This window comes from Methylomonas rivi, assembly GCF_024505165.1.
Classification (GTDB): Bacteria; Pseudomonadota; Gammaproteobacteria; order Methylococcales; family Methylomonadaceae; genus Methylomonas; species Methylomonas rivi.
Genome location: NZ_JANIBK010000002.1, coordinates 69,356 through 85,525 on the forward strand (window position 1 = coordinate 69,356; position 16,170 = coordinate 85,525).

The following is a 16,170-nucleotide window of genomic DNA, read 5'->3' on the forward strand; positions in this document are numbered from 1 at the left end:
TTATTCGGCGGCCAAGAGGCTACGCCGCTTTTTTCGGCAGCCGCCAACCGCCGGAGGGATTAAAGCTCGACACGGATGCCCAGTTCAATCACCCGGTCGACGGGTATCTTGAAAAACGCAATCGGGCTGGCGCTATTATGGGTCAAAAAGCGGAACAGCGACCGTTGCCACATAGGCATGGGGTTTTTACGCCGGAAGGCCAAACGTTCGCTACCGATAAAAAACGAGACCGTTTTTTGGTCGATGTCCAGGCCTTCGTGGCGGCATAGTTGTAGAGCCCGCCGCACATCCTGCTCTTCCTGGAAGCCGAAATACAGTTTCACCCGGAAAAAATTGCCTCTATCGCCAAAACAGCGGATTTTTACCCTATGGGCTTCTTCGACGTAAGGTTCTTCCCGGGTTACGATGGTCAACACCACGATTTTTGCATGCATGACATGGTTATGCTCCAGGTTATGCAATAGCACTTGCGGCACGCCGTGCAGGCTGCGGGCCATGTAGATCGCCGTGCCGGGCACGGTCGCCAGGGGGTGCGATTTGATTTGCTCCTGTAAATCCTCGAACAAAACCCGCCGCTCTTCCAGATATTTAGCCAGCATTTCCTTGCCTCTGATCCAGGTAGTCATGATAGCGAAAAGCAGAGTGGCGACAGCCAGCGGCAGCCAGCCGCCGGTCTGAATTTTCAGGCTGTTCGAGGCCAGAAACGTCACATCGATCAGCAAAAACAGGGACAGAAAACCGATATTGGCAAATTGGCCCCAACGCGACAGGGCTTGGATAACGACAAACGCCAGGATGGTATCGACTATCATGGTGCCGGTGACGGCAATTCCATAAGCGGATGCCAACGCGGACGAGCTTTTAAAGCTGATGACCAGTAACAGCACCGAGGCCATCAACAGCCAGTTGACGGTCGGCATATAGAGCTGTCCCAGCCCCTTATGGACGACATGTTGGATATCCATGCGCGGGCAATAGCCCAGTTTGATAGCTTGGCGAGTCACCGAAAATGCGCCGGAAATGACGGCCTGCGAGGTGATGCAGGTGGCCGATATCGCCAGAAGCATCAGCGGATATAAAGACCACGCGGGCGCCATCAAATAAAACGGATTGGCCAATGCGGCCGGGTTATTCAGCAATAGCGCGCCCTGGCCGAAATAATTCAGCAATAAGGCTGGAAACACGTAACCGAACCAGGCCAAGCGTATCGGCTTTAAGCCGAAATTGCCCATGTCGGCGTACAAGGTTTCCGCGCCGGTGATGACCAGCACCACTCCGCCCATGATGACAAAGCCTTGCCAGCCCAATTCGTGCATGAGCTTGAAAGCGTAAGCCGGATTTACGGCCGTCAATACCTCCGGATGCGCGATAATATTGGTTAATCCCAATTCGGCCAGCACGGCGAACCAGATCGCCATGACGGGCGGGAAAAACTGGCCGAGTTGGCGATTGCCCTTGGTTTGCAAAATAAATAATGCGCTCAATACGATTAACGTGAGCGGAATCGTCAGATTTTCGAAACGCGGCGCAATGACCTTGATGCCTTCAATGGCGCTTAGCACGGAAATGGCCGGCGTAATGATGCTGTCCCCGTAAAACAGCGACGCCCCCAGCAACCCCAAAAATAGGACGAGCTGCTTGCGGTTGGGGTGGTTTTTAGAGCTTTGCAGCGCCAGCGCCATCAAGGCGATGATGCCGCCTTCGCCGTGGTTATCGGCCCGCATGATGAAGCTGGTGTATTTGGTGGCCACCACCAGCGCCAAGGCCCAAAAAATCAAGGACAGAACGCCCAGAATATGTTCCGCGTCGGCCGGCAGGCCGCCGTGAAAGATTTCTTTTAAGGCATATAAAGGGCTGGTGCCTATGTCGGCAAAAACCACTCCGATTGCGCAATAAGCCAGATAAGTGAAATGTTCTTTGGGTGAAGCCGGAGGTTTTGCGGACATAAGGTATCTGCAGAAAACAGGAGGAGTGTGGAAATTATGCCACAGGTTGTGATTTTTAACGCGAATTGTCTTTGCAAACCGCCAATAGTTTGCGCGGAACCCCTCATAAACAACCCATTAAATGCGGCTGACGGCAAAGCCGGTTATCCCTTATAATGGCAAGAATTTTTTTGGGCGGTTTTTCAAGAACTGTTTTATATTTTCATTTTTAAAGCAACGAGGGTGCTTTGCAGAACCACTATACAGCTTTGTCTGGTGATACAACCGCGGGTAAGGACATAACCTCTTTAGGGAAGCGCATTTGGGCTGTTTTAATGGGCGAAGAGCGGCCACGGGACATGTTGTTGCTGTTGATGCTGCTGGTGCTGATGCTGCACGTGTGGTTGCTGACCGTGCTGATGAAGCCGGAGGAAAAAATTACCCAGGCGGAGCCTTTGGTGATGGAAGTGAGCATGATTGCAATGTCGGCGCCCAAACCGGCGGTGCAGCCGCCCAAACCCGCGCCGGCACCCCCGCCGCCCGAAAAAAAACCGTTGCCGCCAAAACCCAAACCGAAACCGGTGGTAAAAAAACCCGCGCCGGTGGTACAACAGGAAGCGCAAGATTTCGCTCCTTCCGAACCAGCGCCCACACCGCCGCAGAATACGCAGTCGACAAGCGCCGACAATACCGCAACGGCCTCCAGTTCCAGTCAGGCGGCGGACGCCAATAACGCCCCTACGTTTACCGAAGCGAATTTCCGGGCCAATTACGCCCACAATCCCAAACCGAATTATCCGGCAATCGCCCGTAGCCGCGGCTGGCAGGGCAAAGTCATGTTGCGGGTTAAGGTATCCGCTCAGGGTTCGAGCGATGGGGTAACGGTCGAGCAATCCAGCGGCCACGAAATACTGGATGAAGCGGCCATCGAGGCAGTAACAAAATGGCGTTTCATTCCGGCCAAACGCGGCGATACGCCGGTTGCCAGCTCGGTGATCGTGCCCATAGATTTTAAATTGCGCAATTAAAACTACAATTTCAGGAGACTTTAATGCCTTTTCATGTTGAAACTGCCTTCATCATTGACGGCACTTTGTACACGCTGCTGGCGTTTTCACTGGTGACGTGGACTTTGATATTTTTCAAGGTTTGGCAATTCGCTAAAAATAACTATTACAACAAGCGCTATGGTTTTGCCTTTTGGAATGCCCAGGATTTGCGGGCGGCGGAACAATTACCGGAAGATCAAAGCCGGGGGCCGAAAGCCCGCATCGCCAAGTGCGGTTTTGCCTGGCTGGCGGAATTAAACGATCCGGCGGCGGCCTCCAGCTTGAAATTTCGCGGCGCGCCGCCGGATTTGTTGGAGCAAGCCCTGCGTAAACAGACCCAGGAAGAACAGCGGCGCATGGAAAGCGGCCTGACCATGCTGGCCAGCATCGGCAGTACCGCACCGTTTGTGGGCCTGTTCGGTACGGTGATGGGCATCATGAACGCCATGCACGACATCAGCGCCAGCGGTTCCGCCAGTCTGGACGTGGTGGCCGGCCCGATAGGCGATGCGTTAATCGCCACCGCCATCGGGATTGCGGTGGCGGTACCGGCGGTATTGGCCTATAACTTTTTCTTACGCCGCGCCAAACATCATCGGGCTTCTCTCGAGCATTTTGTCGACGGTTTTTTACATATCGCCTTTGGCGAAAAAACAACGCAGGAGTAGGAGTAAACGCGATGGGATTTAAAACCAATTCGGAAGACGACGAAGCCGTTAGCGAGATTAACGTCACGCCGCTGGTGGATGTCATGTTGGTGCTGGTGATTATTTTGTTGGTCACCGCCCCCTTACTTACCCAATCAGTGAACGTGGCGCTACCTAAAACCGCTTCCACCACCCCGGATATCGAGAAGCAGCCCATGCAGCTCGGTATCGACGCCCAAGGCGGCGTCACCCTCAACAAAGCCCCCATTGCCGACTTGCCGGCCTTGGAAACCACCTTGCAAAACGAATTAGCGGCAAATCCGGAATTGACCGTGCATGTATACGCCGACGAAGCGGTAAACTACGGCAAGGTCGCGGAAGTCATGGCGGCCGTGCAGCATGCCGGCATCGCCAAGCTGGCGTTTGTAACGGTGGAAAAATAAAAAACCGGTGGTGGTCGGCGCATCCGGGCCGTAAAGCTTTGGGGGCCGCCGGCTTATTTTTTTACCGGTAGATTTTTTTCGATATATTCGATCATCAGGCTGGCTATATCTTTACCCGAGGCTTTTTCAATGCCTTCCAGACCGGGCGAGGAATTGACCTCCATCACCAACGGCCCGCGGCTCGAGCGCAGTAAATCCACCCCGCAGACATTCAAACCCATGATTTTCGCGGCGCGCACCGCCGTCGCGCGTTCCTGCGGCGTCAGCCGTATCAGCACGGCACTGCCGCCGCGGTGTAGATTGGAACGGAACTCGCCTTCCCGGCCTTGGCGTTTGATGGCCGCCACCACCTTGTCGCCGATGACGAAGCAGCGAATATCGCTGCCCCCGGCTTCCCGGATGAATTCCTGTACCATGATGTTGGCGTTCAAGCCCATAAAGGCCTGAATCACGCTGCGGGCGGCGTTATCGGTCTCCGCCAGCACCACGCCTATGCCCTGCGAACCTTCCACCAGTTTGATGACCAGCGGCGCGCCGCCGACTTCGGCGATTAGATCCTCAATATTGTCCGGGTTGTGGGCGAAGGCCGTGATCGGCAGATCGATGCCCTTACGGGCCAACAACTGGCTGGAAGCCATTTTATCGCGGGAACGGCTAATGGCGGCAGAGTTGTTCAGGCAGAATGTGTTCATCACCTCGAACTGGCGCAACACCGCCGTACCGTAAAAGGTAATGGAAGCGCCGATGCGCGGGATCACCGCATCGTAGCCCAATAGATTTTCGCCTTGATAATGAATCGAGGGCTTCATCGACGTGATGTTCATGTAGCAATGCGTGGGGTCCAGTACCCGGGCATCGTGGCCGCGGGCCGTGGCGGCTTCCAGCAGGCGCACGCTGGAATACAGCGTGGCATCGCGAGACAAAATAGCGACTTTCATATCGAATCGCTTATGGCTTACAACGGGATGGCGGTAAAATCGTTAACCTGGCGATGGGCGGCGCGGCTGTCTATAGCCTGATCCCGCACCAGCCAGCAGGTATCGAATCCGGCCGCTCGGGCGGCATTCAGCTCGGCTTCTATATCGGATAAAAACAAAATATCGGCGGCGGGCAAGCCTATTTGCCGGGCAATGGCCCGATAGGACGCCGCGTCTTGCTTGCCGCCGATATGAGTGTCGAAATACCCCGAAAATAGCGGCGTCAAATCGCCGTATTCGGTATGGCCGAATAATAATTTTTGCGCATACACGGAACCCGACGAGTACACGTACAGCGCATAGCCTTGGGCATGCCAGTCTGTTAAACGTTCGGCGGCGTCCGGGTATACGTGGCCCTTGAAAGCGCCTTGCCGGTAGCCGTCTTGCCAGATCAGGCCTTGTAACGACTTCAGCGGGGTGATTTTTTGGTCGCGGTCTATCCAATCGACGAATTGGGCGATTAATTGTTCGTTGTCCAAATCCGCGCCGCTGATTTGCCGGACAGCGTCAAGCAGTTCCGTTACCTCGGCATCCTGGGCATGCCGCCGGACAAAATCAGGCAGATGGGCGCGGGCATAGGGAAACAGCACATCTTTCACGAAAGACAGGGACGACGTGGTACCTTCGATATCGGTGACGATAGCTTGGGTCATAAACTCGCCAGATACTGTTCGAAAGTGGGGAAGCTGTCCGCAATCGGGTCGCCGGTAAAGCTGGCAATCCAGCCGTCTTCGGTGGTGAATAGGCGGATGCATTTGAAATCCGGCGTTTCGCCCATGTCGAACCAGTGTTTGGTATGGGCCGGCACGCTGATCAGATCGCCTTGTTCGCACAGAATGGCGTACACCTTGTCGTCGACATGCAAATAAAATAAACCGCGCCCTTCCACAAAAAACCGCACTTCGAAATCGTCGTGGGTATGTTCGGACAGAAATTTCCGCCGCATCGCCAGCTTTTCCGGGTGGTCGGGTTTCAAGCTGACCACGTCAACCGATTGAAAGCCGAACTGTTGCTTAAGTCTATCGATGTGCCGTTGATAGGCGTCCATGACGGTCAGCACTTCGACTTCGGAAATAAATTCGCTGCCGGGTTCCCAGCGTTCGAATTGCACGCCAATGCCGCCGAGTTGGCTGGCAATAGTGTCGAAATCTCGGTAAGTCGTGCCGTGTTGCGGTTGTTTGGCCGGGTAGATAGTTAATGCGCTCATGGTTGTTTCACTCCGTGCAGACGTATTTCACAATCGAATAAAAATTCCAGCGCCTCGAGATGGCGCAGGGTTTCGGCTACCGAGCCGCCCCAGGTGTAAAAACCGTGGCCGGCAATGATATAGGCATGCGTGTCGCCGTGTTGGTTCAGAAAATTGTCCACCTGTGCCGCCAGGCGCGGAATGTTCTGATCGTTGGCGAAAATCGGGATGCTGATGCGGGTTTCGTGGCTATCGATACCGGCCAGCGCTTTCAACAGTTCGTAATCTTCCAGGACGATTTCGGTTTTGAACAACCGGGCCGCCAGGGTAGCGTTGATCGAATGAGGGTGCAGAATGGCTTGAACGGCGGGATAACGCCGGTAAAGCGACGTGTGCAGCAAGGTTTCCGCTGACGGCTTTTGTCCGTCCAGCGATTGGCCGTTCGGGTCTATCAACATAATATCGTCCAGCTGCAATTGGCCTTTATGCCGGCCGGAAACCGTGATGGCGATGTTGCCGTCGGCAAGGCGGGCGGAAAAATTACCGCTGGTGGCGGGCACCCAGCCCTTGCTGTCGATGAAGCGCCCGGCGGCGATCAATTCGTCGGCCTTGCTAAAAAATTCGTCGTTTTTTAAAGTCATGGAAAGGTTTTGCGAATTGCAAAAGAGAAGAGAAAGAGTTGGCCTGTAAGCCGGGTTCTGTCGAGAACAGCCATTCATCTAGGCGGCAAGTCGCCCTGCCGCTCAAGCAATCTACCCAGGAACCGCGCGGGCCACGCGTATGTTCCTCTATTTGATCTTGCTCCGGGTGGGGTTTTCCCTGCCACGGCTGTTACCAGCCGCGCGGTGCGCTCTTACCGCACCATTTCACCCTTACCGGGTTCCGAAAAACCAGGCGGTATATTTTCTGCGGCACTTTCCGTAGGCTCGCGCCTCCCAGGCATTACCTGGCACCCTGCCCTATGGAGCCCGGACTTTCCTCCCTTTCATTCGCATGAAACGGCGGCTGTTCGGCCAACTCTGGAAGCGATTATACAGAACTTCTAAAACGAAAGTATGTCGCAAACAAAACCGGGTTTGGTTTTAGCCTTGGGCCTAGCCGCCCACTGTGTGATTTTCGCGCTCTTCGCGGGCCCGTTCCAGTTTGGAAAATACCCTGAGGATATCGGTGGCGGATAAAATCCCGATCAGTTTGTTGCCGTCCACCACCGGCAAGGCGCCGATGCGGTGGTCCGCCATCATGGCAGCCGCTTCGGCGGCCGGCGTGTCGGCGGTAACGGTATAAACGCCCCTGTGCATGATATGCACGACTTTTTGCGATACCACATGTAGCTGGGTGTTGTCTTTATTGGGTTCTACCGCGTTGGAGTTACTCTTCGGCCCCAGCGCTTTATACAAATCGCGGTCGGAGACAATGCCGACCAATTTGCCTTTTTCCACCACCGGCAGGTGGCGGATTTTTTCGTAATGAATCAAAAAGAAAACCCGGTCGATCAGATCGTGGGGTTCGACGGTAAAAACTTTGCTGGTCATTAATTCAGCGACGCGCATGGTGGTCTCCAGATAAATAATAGCCGCACAGAATAGGGAAATAGCGCCGGCTTGACAAGATGAAATCAAGCCAAGCCGGTTTCGCGGTATATCGATCCGGCATTGCCGGACTAAAAAAGCACCGTTTGCCCCGTCCGCTAACACCTTAAATGACCATCGCCGTAAGCCACCCATTTGTAGGTTGTCAGCTCGTCGGGCCCGACCGGGCCGCGGACATGAAGTTTATCCGTGCTGATGCCGACCACCGACCCCAAACCATAATCGCCGCCGCCCGACAAGCGGGTCGAAGCGTTAATCATTACCGAGGCCGAATCGACCTGTTGTTCGAATTGCCGGGCCATGTTCAGGCTTTGCGTGGCAATACCGTCGGTATGTCCCGATCCGTAACGGTTAATATGGGTTATGGCCTCTTCAATGCCGTCGACGATCTTGACCGACAGGATGGGCGCCAGATATTCGGTATGCCAGTCGTCTTCCGCCGCCGGCGCCAGGCCGGGTAACAGCTTTTGCGTTTCCGCGCAGCCGCGCAGTTCGATATTATTTAAACCGAAAGCCGTTTGCAGCAACGGCAACAGGCGCGCGGCGCATTGGCTATCCACCAGCAGGGTTTCCAACGCGTTACAGACCTGCACGCTTTGGCATTTGGAATTGACGGCGATGGCGACGGCCTGCTCCGGGTTCGCGTCCGCGGCAATATACAGATGGCAAATGCCGTCGTAATGCTTGATGACCGGAATGCGGGTGCCTTCGGCAATGCGTTTGATCAGGCTCTTGCCGCCGCGCGGGATCAATACGTCGATATAATCATCCATTTTCAACAGCTCGCCCACCGCTTCGTGGCCCGGCGCGCGGATGATCTGTATTGCGTGTTCCGGCAATCCCGCGTCGACGGCGCCCGCAATCATGGCATCGGTGAGCAATGTGTTGGTCAGCAGCGCTTCCGAGCCGCCGCGCAAAATCACGGCGTTGCCGCTTTTGATGCATACGCCGGCGGCATCGGTGGTGACGTTGGGGCGCGATTCGTAAATGATGCCGATCACGCCCAGCGGTACCGACTTCTTGTAAACCCTAAGTCCGTTTGGATTGGTATGGCCCGTCAGTATCCGGTCCAGCGGATCCGGCAATTGCGCTACTTTCTTTAAGCGCGACAGCATGTAGGAGAAGGTTTTGTCGTCTATCGTCAGACGCTTGACCATCGCCTCCGCTTGGCCTTCGTCGCGGGCTTTTATGATTTCCAGGGCATTCATTTTCAGAACCTGCGTCTTAACCGATTCCAGGGCATCGGCCATTTTGGCCAGCGCGAGATTGCGCATGGCTTCGGGTGCCGCCGCCAACCGGCGCGCCGCCAGACGGCTTTGTTGGGCAATGACTTCAATGGGGTGGGTATTCATGTTGTTTCAAATAGGATCGTTTTTAAAGGGATTGGATTAACGGCGGCCATGGAAACGGTGCGCGCCAATTTGCGAACATGCGCCCGCGGCTGTCCTCGCGGCATCAATTTGTCCGGGACTTACGCAAGAACCAGCGTCCGGATTGGGCAATTTGCCGCCACAATGCAGCCCACTTTTCCCGGGATTTGGCGTCTTCCAGGCATCTCAGCAAGCGGGCCTTGTCCGCTTCGTCCATTTGCTGGCCCATGGCCAGCCACAAGGAATCCAGGTTGTAGCTGCCTAGCCCGCCGTTATTGCCCAGGCTGACCGGCACCACGGCCGTATCGTCCGGCAAGGTTAAATCCTGTTGAATGGCGTCCATGGCGGCCCGGATATTGACGGCCTTTACGCAATCGGGTTCGGAAACATCATAGGGCGGCCGCCATTCGCGAAGCGGCCGAAGTTCTTCGATATGGGTTACGACCACGATGATGGGCGGAATTTTCCGGTTGGGTTGATCGAGGTAATGCCGGTGGAATTCTTGCAGAAAATGCCGGTCCGCGGCGCGTGCCGCATTGTTGGCATGGCAGACCAGCATGACTAAATCGGTTTTATCCAGCTGTTCCCTGTTATCGTATATCCAGCTGGTGTTTTCGCCATAACCCGGGGTGTCGAAAATCAGCCCGGAAAACCCGCCCGCGCGGTCCAGCTTATAAGGCATGATGGCGTCCGTGCAGGAAACCACGTCGGCCGCCGCCCGCGGCGAATCGAATAAGGTGTTGATCAGGGTCGATTTGCCGGCATTGGTTTGTCCAGCAACCAAAATTCGTATCGGTTCTTGATTTAACGTCTGCTGACGCTCCGATGCCAGCAAGGCGTCTTCCCGAGACTTGGGCGACAGGGCATCCAGTTTTTGCGGTTCCACGGCCATGCGCCCGCTATACAGCAGGATGGCGTAATGCCCCACTTTCTGGATATAGGTCTCCAATAGCCAGTCTTGCAGACGCGGCAGGGTTAAGGCCACTGCCTTATCCTGGGCATAATTTTTTAATTCTTGCAGTACGCCGGTCATTGGGTTCAATACCACGCGGCCCAGGCGCAATGCGGTATTGGCGTCGCTTACATGGTCCAGCCAGCGCTGCAGATTTAAACCGTCCGCTAACGTGATGACGTGGCTGAAGGGGATATGGCCGTTTATTTGCCGGTGCAAATCATGGCAAACCTGCTCGGCGAGTTTCAGCAGCTCCGTAACGGGAATATCCATTTCGGGGTGTTTCGCCTGGGGGCGGTACTGCCCGGCCACCGTCAGCAATGCCTGCCGCCCCACCATTAGCCAGGTATCTATTTGATCCAGCCTGTTTCGAGCGTTCTGCTTTATGGCGGGTATCGATGCCAGCACAGCGTCCCAGGCGGCTTGATCGCGTTGCGAAAACGGCGTGTCCGGCTTGACGGCGGGTCCGCTTTGCGCCCTGTTTTTAGCACGGTTCAGCCAGCGGGAAACTATCCAGATAAGACCGGTGCAAGCCGCCGATGCATTCAGCCATATCCAAAACCAATGCTGCTGCCATAACCACCAGGCGCCGCAAGCCATTAAGGCCAAAAACGGCATGCTGCCGATAACAAGTAGCAATAGCCATGGCCAAACGCGTTTCATCATGATTGAGTATCCTTGCTGAAGCGTTCTTTCAGTAATTCGCGGCCGCGTTGTAACTGTTCGTCATAGACCGCCTTCAGCATGTCCGGCGAGAAGGCATGGCCTTGCCGGGTTTGCGCATAGTAATAACACAGAGTCATGCCCAGGGCATAGGTAATGGCGGCTGTCGATAGGCCGGCAATCAACGAACCCCAACCCGGTACAAGTTTGGCCAGTTCGCGCACGCCTATCCCAAAACCGAGGCCGCCGATGCCGACCGCGCTGGCTACTTCGTAAACGCTGCGCCGTGTCAGCGCTAAACCGTAAATTGACGCGATGCTGTGGAATAACTTTCCTTGCGCGGCAATCACCAACGGCACGCTGACGGCGGGTAGCGGCGTCATTGCCAGCAGTCCGCAAGAAATGGCGTATCCGAGCACATGCGGATAGGCATGTTGCGCGTAAACATCGTTGAGCAGGTCGCTTTGTGCCTGGCTTTGCAACAACATCTGCCGCAATCCGGTGGGCAAGGCTGACTCGATGGCCGACCACAGCGCATCCAGGCCGTAATCGATTGGCACATAACCGTCTTCTTGCTGCGTCAAATCCACCGCCGCAAACCGGGCGTTCAAGTCTTTAAAATGTTGCCGTTGCATGTTTAACGAACGGGCCAATTCGGGCGGACAATTGCCGGCAAATTGATCGCTGGCATAAGCATACGGCAGCAGATGATCGGTAGTTTTATGCGGATAACCTTCATGCAGACAGGTCTGTATCACCAGCATGGGCCAGTCTGGGTGCGTGGTCCGAATCGCCCGAACCGCCGATAAGACGCCGTCCAATTCGTGATCCATGGCTTTAACCACAACCATCAGTAAATGCGCCTGGCTTTGGCACCAGGCCATGTCTTCGGCCGGGTCGTAGCCTGCTTCGCCCAGCCCCCGCGTATCCAAAAAGCGAACGAATGCCGTTTCCTCGTCCGGGAAGTCGAAAACGAACGATTGCCGCGTGCAAGGGCGAAAACCCTGCCCAATCTCGGCGCGGCTGGAACCGGTCAACCCTTGAACGATGGACGACTTGCCGCTCTGGGCTTTACCCAATAGCCAAAATACCGGGACGGGCAGATGCCTGCGCGCCTGTTGCAGTTTTTCATGCAAGCGGTTGTCGGATACTTTGGGGTGCAGAATTTGATCGATCCAGTCAACTTTCAACAAATTGGAAATCATGGGCTGCCTGGGTTAACCAATAGAGGAAAGTTAATGAGCCGTTGCTTGGCCATACATGACACCGAATAACTGTATCACCGTAAATATCATAGTTTGTGTAATGCGAGTGGCCTTGACGCGAACCGGGTTCTCCGAAGCAAAATCGTCAATCGCGGTATTCATGAAATTGACCAAGCCGGTTTGCGAGTTGCTGTCGATCAGCTGCTCGGTAAAGCGGTCTTGCGGTTTATCCCGAATTTTTTGCGCCATGGGCCGGCCGGTCATTAAGGCCTGAAGTTCCGTATCCAGCAGTGCGGCGCTTTTTTCCAGCCAACCGAACCCCAGGGTATTTTGAGAAGGCAAAGGGCCAAAAGTTTTTTCAAACACGCAAATCACATCAAAGCATAGATCCATAAACAGGTTGGCCATGTCCGCGTTCTGTTCGGCAATTACCTGGGGGAAAACCCCGAAAATGGTTTGCGCAAAAGCCGGTTGCTCAAGCTGAAAGCGCTGCAGAATTTTTCTGCCGCCGGTTTCGTCGATGGTTTTGGCATATTCCAAGGCCTGGTATAGCTCGCGTGTGGTCAGTTCCCGCATGGTGATTTTCGCTGCCGGTGTGTAAACGCTTTGATTCTATCAATATGAACCCGGAATGACTCGGGATTTGTTGAGCAAAAGAATATTGGATTATGCTGTGTTGACCCCAATACAATTTATCAGCGATTGCCTTTGATATCGTGTTGATGCGCCATGGCTTCGGTTAAATTATAGCCATTATCATTAAATAGATCGCCGGTAAAAAACAAATGCAGATCTATAATCCAGCCGATTCTTTGTTGCTTGTTATTTTCTATGATAATAGTAGAAAGTTTCTGATTATTATCGATAATTTTGTTTACAATTGTTTTTGGATTATTGGGGTCTTCTTTTAACGCACCGGATACTATGCGTTGAGCGGATTCCATTGTCAGGACCTTACGCGTTATGGGTATTGCAGCATTTTTATCGTTTATAAGCGATTGCGCCTTAAAATAACCGATATTATAAGCGAGCTTAAAAATCAGACTAATTAAAATCGCCACGCCCCAAGCGGAGAGGCCAATTTTTAATCGCCTTTTAACGCGGGGACTGGATAGTTTTTTTACAAAAACGCTAAATTTCATTTTGTTGCGGAGTGATGGCTTTATTTGCCGCTTTTAATATTAATGACAGGGATTGTTAATAAAAATTCAATAAAACATAATATGTATTTTTAATTGAGTTCCTGTGGGCTCGGGTAGGGCATGGATGACGATTTGCTTTTGAGTTGTTGCGTACCGGCGTATAAATCGGGCGTCAAGCGCAAAGCCGGCATCGGCAAAGTGTGCTAGGCACCGACAGTAATGCCAGCATCTCTAGCATATTTTAACAACATGTCATTTTTAAGTAAGGGCGATTACCGCATTGGCTATACGAGTTTCAACCTTACCGCCAGTCACTCCAATCTTATGAATAAGCGCTCTGTGCTCAGCAACGAAAGGATGGTCGGATATAGTCTGTGATGATCGCAATGAGAGCAGCCTTTTTCTTTTCCGGTTCCACCTGGTTATCAGCTTTCTCTTGTGGCAAGCCATCTTGCAGTTGCTTGATATCCTTTACATTTTTGTCGTTGGTGCTGTCATTCTCGCTGGCTAGAGCCTGTGTAGGTGGCGAAAAAATGCAGGCGATATGCAGCGGCTCGAAGGTTTCGTCCTCGGCCTGCTTCTTGGCCTGTAGGGTTTTGAATAACTCGTAGTATTTAATGGCATCGTTGATTGAGGCCGTGGCCAATATCGCATTGAAGCGGCGATGGTCGGTGGCGCTGTCATGCTTTTGCAGGATGGCGTTGATGACGGCTTCTGGTGGGTAGGTCTGGCCCTTTTTCGGTTACTTGTCGCCCTCCTTGCCGAAATAGTCGATGTGAAAGCTCAGTACGTTTTTGTCTTCGATGGCATGGGTGATGGTATAGGCGTGCAGTTCCTTTTCGAAGATGTCTTTGGTGGTTTTGTAGGAGCCGATAGTGCCGTCAATCTGCTGATAGGTGGCGTTTTCGTCGAAGATGGGCGTGCCGGTAAAACCAAACAGTTGCGCCTTGGGAAAAAACTCTTTGATAGCCTTGTGGTTGTCGCCGAACTGGGAGCGGTGGCATTCGTCGAAGATAAAGACGACTCGCTTGTCGCGCAGGGGTTCTAGGCGTTCCTTGTAGGTCTGTTTGCCTTCCTTTTGTTTGGCCTTGTTGCGCTTACTGTTTTCGTCCAACGCCAAGCCCAGCTTCTGAATAGTGGTGACGATCACCTTGTCGGCGTAGTCGTCCGACAGCATGCGGCGCACCAAAGCTTCGGTGTTAGTATTGTGCTCGACGCAACCTTCCTGGAATTTGTTGAATTCCTCGCGGGTCTGGCGATCGAGGTCTTTGCGGTCCACGACAAACAGGCATTTTTCGATGTCCTGGTTATCTTTCAGCAGGGTAGAGGCTTTGAACGAGGTGAGCGTCTTGCCGCTGCCGGTGGTGTGCCAGATATAGCCGTTGCCGCGATTTTGATGGATGCATTCGACAATAGCTCTGACCGCATAGATTTGGTACGGACGCATGACGAGGATTTTTTGCTCGCTTTGCACCAGCACCATATCGCGGCTAATCAAGCGGCCCAGGCTACATTTCTCCAGGAAAGGAAGTCGTCTGCAAACTCGTGCAGGTGGGTGATTTTGTCGTTGTTCTCGTCGGCGTGCTGGTAGATCGGCAAGAAGCGCTCTTCAGCGTTAAAGCTGAAATGTTGGTTGCGGTTGTTGGCGAAGTAACGGGTGTCGGTTTCGTTGCTAACGATGAACAACTGCATGAAACAGAGCATCGTGTTGGTGTAGCCATTGCCGGGATCGTTTTTGTAATCGACGATCTGCTCCATGGCACGGCGCGGGCTGATTTGCAGGGATTTCAGTTCGATCTGCACCAGTGGTAGGCCGTTGATCAGCAGGATAACGTCATAGCGATGTTAGCTGTTGCCGGTATTGATGCGGAGCTGGTTAATCACCTCAAACTCGTTCTTGCACCAGTCCCGGATATTGACCAGCATGTATTCCAGCGGGGTGCCGTCCTCGCGGACAAACTTACCTTTCTCGCGTAAGGCCTGGGCGGCGGTAAAGACATCGGCGGTAATAATCTCGTCGCGCAGGCGAGCAAATTCCGCGTCCGTAAGATGGACGCGGTTTAACGCTTCGAACTTCTGGCGGAAGTTTTGCTCAAGCGAAGACTTGTCACGGATATCCGAACGGTAGGTGTATTTTAGATCGGCGAGCCTTGTAATTAAACTTTGTTCGATCTGGGTTTCTTTCGTGGTTATTTGCAATGTTCAAAATCCGTTATGCGTGCATTACAAGAACCCGTTCGATATGAAGCCGGAACTCGCTGCCGTTTTCACAACCCGCTCAATGAGTAAAACGCTCTCTAATAGAAATTACCGGCAAGCCGTTTCAATAAATTGCCGCCATTGTACTTGATCTTATGGTTTTACCTTTTCGTCCTACAAGCTAAACAGGTGTTTTAAAAAAATACTTTTTTGGTTTAGCACACACCTATCTTTCTGGCGCACAAAAGTCGTCCGCCGAATGCAGACCACTTTGAAGCACCATGAATAAATTTTGAGATTTCACATAAGAATTGTGAGATCTGGCAACAAATGTCAGATCTCATAATTTCTGAAAGCCCAACGGGTCTACCGCTCTATATGCCGATTGAAATTCATCACCCATTCGGATATGGATTGATTTTCCGCATTGAATATAAAATCGGAACAGGATCATGATTGCCAATTTCCGACAGTAGCCGAAGTAAAGTAGGCGTTAGTGGTAGGTATAGGGGGCGGGTGCTAGAAAATAGCGTGAATTTTTGCCAATTTTATACCGAAAGAGCTTTAAAACTTTCAGAAGCATTTTTCTAACTTATTGATGATTAAAGCATGTCCAGTGTTAATGGATGTTAAATCCACACTGATTCACAAAGACTAAATGCGTGGATCTCTGGTCTCCTGCACCCAGGCCTCTCCATCCCGCAAAAAAATGAACCTAGAATCATCAGCAAGTTTATCGAAGGGTAAGTCGTCTGACGAAGCAACAGCGAACTTAAACCTTGCATCAGCCGAACAGAGATAGACACTGTCATCTGGGCTATAT

General features: G+C 53.1%; 16 protein-coding genes, 1 other RNA gene and 1 pseudogene. 3 read left to right on the forward strand and 15 right to left on the reverse strand.

The genetic code is table 11. From position 1 onward, the window contains the following. Positions 1–59 precede the first annotated feature (59 nt). Positions 60–1,946 carry a potassium transporter Kup gene (locus tag NP596_RS00970; protein ID WP_256613329.1) on the reverse strand — a complete coding sequence of 629 codons (1,887 nt, stop codon included), beginning with the start codon at positions 1,944–1,946 and terminating at the stop codon, positions 60–62. 314 nt (positions 1,947–2,260) lie between these two features. Between NP596_RS00970 and NP596_RS00975 the strand changes: the two genes are divergently transcribed. Genes NP596_RS00975 through NP596_RS00985 form a run of 3 tightly spaced genes read left to right on the forward strand, consistent with a single transcriptional unit; the run spans position 2,261 to position 4,064 of the window. Beyond that, positions 2,261–2,953, forward strand: a complete 693-nt coding sequence (locus NP596_RS00975) for an energy transducer TonB (protein ID WP_256613330.1) — start codon at positions 2,261–2,263, stop codon at positions 2,951–2,953. 23 nt (positions 2,954–2,976) lie between these two features. Further along, the gene (locus tag NP596_RS00980) at positions 2,977–3,642 is read left to right on the forward strand and encodes a MotA/TolQ/ExbB proton channel family protein (RefSeq protein WP_256613331.1); all 666 of its coding nucleotides are present in this window, start codon (positions 2,977–2,979) and stop codon (positions 3,640–3,642) included. Between the two features lie 11 nt (positions 3,643–3,653). Then, positions 3,654–4,064, forward strand: coding sequence for an ExbD/TolR family protein (locus NP596_RS00985; RefSeq protein WP_256613332.1), 411 nt, complete (start codon positions 3,654–3,656; stop codon positions 4,062–4,064). 53 nt (positions 4,065–4,117) lie between these two features. On the opposite strand, the gene rimK is transcribed toward NP596_RS00985, so the two are convergent. The 14 genes and pseudogenes from rimK to NP596_RS01055 all read right to left on the reverse strand — a co-directional run bounded on the left by rimK (position 4,118) and on the right by NP596_RS01055 (position 15,347). Further along, positions 4,118–5,002 (reverse strand): 30S ribosomal protein S6--L-glutamate ligase, encoded by an 885-nt coding sequence (gene rimK / locus NP596_RS00990; RefSeq protein ID WP_256613333.1) that lies wholly within the window; start codon positions 5,000–5,002, stop codon positions 4,118–4,120. 17 nt (positions 5,003–5,019) lie between these two features. Next, a complete protein-coding gene (gene mtnC / locus NP596_RS00995) occupies positions 5,020–5,694 on the reverse strand; it encodes an acireductone synthase (RefSeq protein WP_256613334.1) in 675 nt (224 codons plus the stop codon). Continuing rightward, positions 5,691–6,248, reverse strand: coding sequence for a 1,2-dihydroxy-3-keto-5-methylthiopentene dioxygenase (locus tag NP596_RS01000; protein WP_256613335.1), 558 nt, complete (start codon positions 6,246–6,248; stop codon positions 5,691–5,693). The genes mtnC and NP596_RS01000 overlap by 4 nt, the downstream gene beginning before the upstream one ends. Continuing rightward, positions 6,245–6,868: a methylthioribulose 1-phosphate dehydratase gene (locus NP596_RS01005; RefSeq protein ID WP_256613336.1), complete on the reverse strand. Its 624-nt coding sequence runs from the start codon at positions 6,866–6,868 to the stop codon at positions 6,245–6,247. The genes NP596_RS01000 and NP596_RS01005 overlap by 4 nt, the downstream gene beginning before the upstream one ends. 30 nt (positions 6,869–6,898) lie before the next feature. Then, positions 6,899–7,248, reverse strand: an RNA gene (rnpB, locus tag NP596_RS01010) — RNase P RNA component class A. Positions 7,249–7,321: 73 nt separating this feature from the next. Next, the gene (locus NP596_RS01015; RefSeq protein WP_256613337.1) at positions 7,322–7,777 is read right to left on the reverse strand and encodes a CBS domain-containing protein; all 456 of its coding nucleotides are present in this window, start codon (positions 7,775–7,777) and stop codon (positions 7,322–7,324) included. A gap of 137 nt (positions 7,778–7,914) precedes the next feature. Next, positions 7,915–9,168: a glutamate-5-semialdehyde dehydrogenase gene (locus NP596_RS01020; protein WP_256613338.1), complete on the reverse strand. Its 1,254-nt coding sequence runs from the start codon at positions 9,166–9,168 to the stop codon at positions 7,915–7,917. Between the two features lie 103 nt (positions 9,169–9,271). Continuing rightward, on the reverse strand, positions 9,272–10,804 hold the full coding sequence (locus NP596_RS01025) for a GTPase family protein (RefSeq protein ID WP_256613339.1): 1,533 nt from the start codon (positions 10,802–10,804) through the stop codon (positions 9,272–9,274). After that, complete coding sequence (locus NP596_RS01030) at positions 10,801–12,006, reverse strand: GTPase family protein (protein WP_256613340.1); 1,206 nt, start codon at positions 12,004–12,006, stop codon at positions 10,801–10,803. The genes NP596_RS01025 and NP596_RS01030 overlap by 4 nt, the downstream gene beginning before the upstream one ends. A 30-nt stretch (positions 12,007–12,036) precedes the next feature. Then, entirely contained in the window at positions 12,037–12,582 is a 546-nt protein-coding gene (locus NP596_RS01035; protein WP_256613341.1) for a hypothetical protein, read from the reverse strand. Between the two features lie 119 nt (positions 12,583–12,701). After that, positions 12,702–13,148: a hypothetical protein gene (locus NP596_RS01040; protein WP_256613342.1), complete on the reverse strand. Its 447-nt coding sequence runs from the start codon at positions 13,146–13,148 to the stop codon at positions 12,702–12,704. A gap of 343 nt (positions 13,149–13,491) precedes the next feature. Next, the gene (locus tag NP596_RS01045) at positions 13,492–13,794 is read right to left on the reverse strand and encodes a type I restriction enzyme subunit R domain-containing protein (protein WP_256613343.1); all 303 of its coding nucleotides are present in this window, start codon (positions 13,792–13,794) and stop codon (positions 13,492–13,494) included. A gap of 96 nt (positions 13,795–13,890) precedes the next feature. After that, a complete protein-coding gene (locus NP596_RS01050) occupies positions 13,891–14,646 on the reverse strand; it encodes a DEAD/DEAH box helicase family protein (protein WP_256613344.1) in 756 nt (251 codons plus the stop codon). Then, a pseudogene (locus NP596_RS01055) lies at positions 14,643–15,347 on the reverse strand (type I restriction endonuclease). The gene NP596_RS01050 and the pseudogene NP596_RS01055 overlap by 4 nt, the downstream one beginning before the upstream one ends. Positions 15,348–16,170: the final 823 nt, after the last annotated feature.